Here is a 4,863-nt window from a genome sequence, read left to right on the forward strand (position 1 = left end):
GTGGTGGTGAGGATGAGGCTGGTGTGGCTGTCGGTGAGTTGGTAGGTGAGGCGTTCGGCGGGGTGTTGGGGGTCGAGGGTGAGGTAGGCGGCGCCGGTTTTCCAGATGGCGTGGATGGCGATGATGGTTTCGGGTCCGGTGGGCAGGCAGAGGGCGACGATGTGTTCGGTGCCGATGCCGAGTGCTTGGAGGTGGTGGGCGAGCTGGTTGGCGCGGGCGTCGAGTTGGGCGTAGGTGAGCGGGATGTCGTCGTGGATGACGGCGGTGGCGTCGGGCCGGAGGGTGGCTTGTGTGGCGATGAGTTCGTGGACGCCGTTGGCTGGGAGGAGTTCGGCGGTGGCGGAGTTCCAGTCGACGGTGAGCTGCTGGTGCTCGTTCGGGGTGAGGATTGAAAGGGCCGACACGTGCTGGCCGGGATCGCCGGTGATCGCGGTGAGTAGTTCGGTGAGGTGGCCGACCATGCGGTGGATCGTTGGTTGGTCGAACAGGGCGGTGCTGTATTCGATGACGCCGGTGAGGTTGTCGCCGGTTTGGAAGAACATCAGCCGCAGATCGAACTTGGCGACCGTCATGCCTTGCTGCTGAGGCTGATCGCCGGAGGCGCGATCGGGCTCCGGCTGGCTGGTGTAGTTGAAGAAGGCCTGCGTGAGCGGGGTGCGTGAGCGGTCACGGGCGATGTTGAGCTCGTCGATGAGCTGCTCGAACGGCAGGTCCTGGTGGGTGTAGGCGGCCAGCGCGGTGTTGCGGATCTGCGTCTGGAGGTCGGTGAAGGCAGGGTCGCCGCTGAGATCCGCTCGTAGGGCGAGGGTGTTGACGAAGAAGCCGATGAGCGGTTCGGTTTCGGCGTGGTTGCGGTTGGCGACCGGGGTGCCGACGATCAGGTCATCTTGGCCTGTGTATTTGTTCAGCAGGACCGTGTAGGCGGCCAGCAATGTCATGAACATGGTGCTGGAGTTCTGCCGCGAGATGTCCTGCAACCGCCGCGCAACGTCGGCATCCAGCTGGAAGCGAATCGCCGCGCCTGCGGTGGAGCGCACGGCCGGCCGTGGACGATCGGTCGGCAGGTCGAGCACCGGGGGGTTGGCCAACTGGGTGCGCCAGTAGCCGAGCTGCTCGTCCAGCACCGGTCCGGTGAGCCAGTCGCGCTGCCAGACCGCGAAGTCGGCGTACTGGACTGTCAGCGGAGAGAGCGGGTTCGGCTGGCCGGCTCGGAACGCCTCGTAGAGGGTGACGAGCTCGTTCAGGAAGATCTTGGCTGACCATTCGTCGGAGACGATGTGGTGCATGCAGAGCGCGAGCACGTGCTCGTCGTCTGCCACGCGGAGCAGGCTGCCGCGGATCAGCGGGCCGTTGGCGAGATCGAACGGTGTGGCGGCGTCCGTGGCCACCCACGCGCGGGACGCCTGGAACGGATCGGCCTCCGCAGTCAGGTCGATGATGGGCAGCCCGAAGGGCGATGCCGGGTCGATGACCTGATGGGGGACGCCGTCGGCGTCAGCGATGAGTCGGGTGCGTAGCGCTTCGTGTCGTTCGATGAGGGCGTCGAGTGCGGCTTGCAGAGCGGGGATGTCCAGCTGCGCGGGGAGGTGGAGCGGGGTGGTGATGTTGTATTCGACCGAGCCGGGGTTGAGCTGATCGATGAACCAGAGTCGTTGTTGGGCGAAGGAGAGTGGCAGTTTCTGGTTGCGTGGGACGGCGACGATGGGCGGTGCCTGATCCGCCGTGGCTCTGGCGTCGATGACTGTCGCTAGGTCGGTGATGGTGGGGTGGTCGAACAGGTCGGCCACGTTGATGTCGGTGTTGAAGGTGGTACGGGTGCGGGTGATGGCTTGGGTGGCGAGGAGTGAGTGTCCGCCGAGTTCGAAGAAGTTGTCGGTGGTGCCGATTTGGTCGAGGTGGAGGAGGTCGGCCCAGATGGTGGCCAGTAGTTCTTCGGTGGGGGTGGTGGGTGGCTGGTATGTGGCGGAGCGGTCGGTGTTGGGGGTGGGGAGTGCGGGGCGGTCGATTTTGCCGTTGGGGGTGAGGGGGAAGGCGGCGAGTTCGATGTAGGTGGTGGGGATCATGTGGTCGGGCAGGGTGGCGCGTAGGTGGTCGCGTAGTTCGTTGACCGGTGGAATGGGCTCGTCGCCTGGTACGAGGTAGGCGATGAGTTGGTCGTGGTGGGTGGTGACCAGGGCGGCGTTGATGGCGGGGTGCTCGGTCAGGGTGTGTTCGATTTCGGCGGGTTCGATGCGGTAGCCGCGGAGTTTGATTTGGTGGTCGGTGCGGCCGAGGAAGTCGAGTTGGCCGTCTGCGCGCCAGCGTGCTTGGTCGCCGGTGCGGTAGAGGCGTTGGCCTTCAGGGGCGGCGATGAAGTGTTGGGCGGTGAGGGCGGGTCGGTGGTGGTAGCCGCGGGCGAGTCCTGTGCCGCCGATGTGGAGTTCGCCTGCCACGCCGACCGGCACCGGGTTGAGGTGGGGGTCGAGCACGTGGGTGTGGGTGTTGGGGAGTGGGCTGCCGATGGCCGGCATGCTGCCGGACGCAGTGAGAGGCGGTGTGGTGGTGGTGATAACCGTCGTCTCGGTGGGTCCGTAGGTGTTGTGCAGAGTGAGGTGCGGTGCCCAGGCATCGGCGAGGTGGGCGGTAAGGCGTTCGGCACCAAGGATCAGGGTGTTGAGCGTGGTGGTGGTGTCGGGGGTGAGGGTGGCCAGCAGGGACGGGACGATGCTGGCTGCGGTGATGTGGTGCCGGTTGATCAGTTGGGTGAGCTGGTCGGGGTGGGTTCGCTGTTCGGGGGTGGCTAGGACCAGGGCGGCGCCGGTGGTGAGGGTGACGGTGATGTCGAGGATGGCGGCGTCGAAGCTGAAGGAGGCGAATTGCAGGACGTTGCTGGTGTGGTCGATGGCGAACAGGGGTCGCATGGTGGTGGCGAGGTTGATCGCGGAGCGGTGGGTGGCTTGGACGGCTTTGGGCCGGCCGGTCGAGCCTGAGGTGTAGATGAGGTAGGCGGCCTGGTCCGGATGGACCGTCACGTTCGGTGGTGTGGTGGGCTGGGCGTCTAGGGCGGCGTTGGTGGCGGGATCGCCCAGGCTGACGGCGGTGATGCCGGAGGGCAGCTCAGCGGCGTGCTCAGCGGTGTGCTCGGTGGTGATGAGGAGGTCGGCTCCGCTGTCGGTGAGCATGTAGGTGAGTCGGTCGGTGGGGTAGTCGGGGTCGAGGGGGAGGTAGGTGCCGCCGGCTTTCCATACGGCGAGGATGGCGACGATCATGTGGGTGCTGCGGGGCAGGCAGAGGCCGATCACGCCTTCTCGCTGCAGCCCGAGGCCGAGGAGGTGGTGGGCGAGTTGGTTGGCCCGGGTCTCCAACTGGCCGTAGGTGAGGGCGATGTCGTCGTAGACAACTGCCGGCGTGTGTGGCCGGGCCAGGGCGGAGCCGGAGATGAGCTCGTGGATGCCGTTGGCCTGAGGAAGCTCAGCCGCGCTTTTGTTCCACTCGACGGTCAATTGCTGGTGCTCGGCCGGGGTGAGGATGGGCAGGGCCGACAGATGTTGATCGGCGTCGGTGGTGATCGCGGAAAGCAGTTCGGTGAGGTGCCCGACCATGCGACGGGCGGTGGCTTCGTCGAACAGGGCGGTGCTGTATTGGATCGACCCGGCCAAAGCGCCGTCGGCGGTGGAGCCCATCGTCAGGCTGAGATCGAACTTCGCGGGCAGGAGTTCGCCTGAGTCCCGCGTGGCAGGATCAGTATCCGAGTCGTTGGCCTTGTAGTTGAACAGCGTCTGGACGAGCGGGGTGCGGGAGCGGTCACGGGCCACGGCCAGCTCGTCGATGAGCTGCTCGAAGGGCAGGTCCTGATGGGTGTAGGCGGCCAGCGCGGTAGCGCGGATCCGTGCCAGGAGGCCCGTGAAGGTGGGGTCGCCGGTCAGGTCCGTTCGCAGAGCGAGGGTGTTGACGAAGAAGCCGATGAGGTTTTCGGTCTCGGCGTGATTGCGGTTGGCGACCGGGGTGCCGACGATCAGGTCGTCCTGCCCGGTGTACTTGCTCAGCAGGACTGTGTAGGCGGCCAGCAGCGTCATGAACATCGTGGTCGCGTTCTGACGTGAGATCTCCTGCAACCGTCGCGTGGTCTCGGCGTCGAACTGGAAACGGATGGCCGCGCCTGCGGTGGAGCGCACAGCCGGCCGTGGACGATCGGTTGGCAGGTCGAGCACGGGCGGGTTGGCCAGCTGGGTGCGCCAGTAATCAAGCTGCTCGTCCAGGACCGGTCCGGTGAGCCATTCGCGCTGCCATACGGCGAAGTCGGCGTACTGCACCGGCAACGGGGTGAGCGGGTTGGGCTGCCCGGCGCGGCAGGATTCGTAAAGGGTCGCCAGCTCGCGGCCGAGGATGTCGGCCGACCACTCGTCGAACACGATGTGGTGCATGCAGAGCGCGAGGATGTGCTCGTCGTCGGCCAGGCGCAGGAGGCTGCCGCGGATCAGCGGGCCGTTGGCGAGGTCAAACGGGATGGCCGAGTCGTCGGCCAGCCACCTGTGAGCAGCCTGATCGGGCTGGCCGGTCAGATCCACTAGCGGGAGCTCGAACGCCGAGGGCGGGTCGATGACCTGCCAGGGCACCCCGTCAGCGTCGGTGACGAGTCGGGTGCGTAGCGCTTCGTGTCGTTCGATGAGGGCGTCGAGTGCGGCTTGCAGAGCGGGGATGTCCAACTGCTCGGGGAGATGGAGCGGGGTCGAGATGTTGTATTCGGCCGAACTGGCGTTGAGCTGGTCCAGGAACCAGAGTCGCTGCTGGGCGAAGGAGAGTGGCAGCTTCTGGTCGCGTGGGACGGCAACGATGGGCGGTGCCTGGTTTCCGGTGGTGCTGGCGTCGATGACTGTCGCCAGT

The 4,863-nt window shown here is 66.3% G+C and carries 1 protein-coding gene; it reads right to left on the reverse strand.

What is annotated here, in order from left to right; translation table 11 throughout:
• The coding region (locus tag KME78_RS63490; protein ID WP_219539929.1) for a non-ribosomal peptide synthetase at positions 1–4,863 on the reverse strand (4,863 nt) is incomplete at both ends.

This window comes from Nonomuraea guangzhouensis, assembly GCF_019396345.1.
GTDB classification, from domain to species: Bacteria; Actinomycetota; Actinomycetes; order Streptosporangiales; family Streptosporangiaceae; genus Nonomuraea; species Nonomuraea guangzhouensis.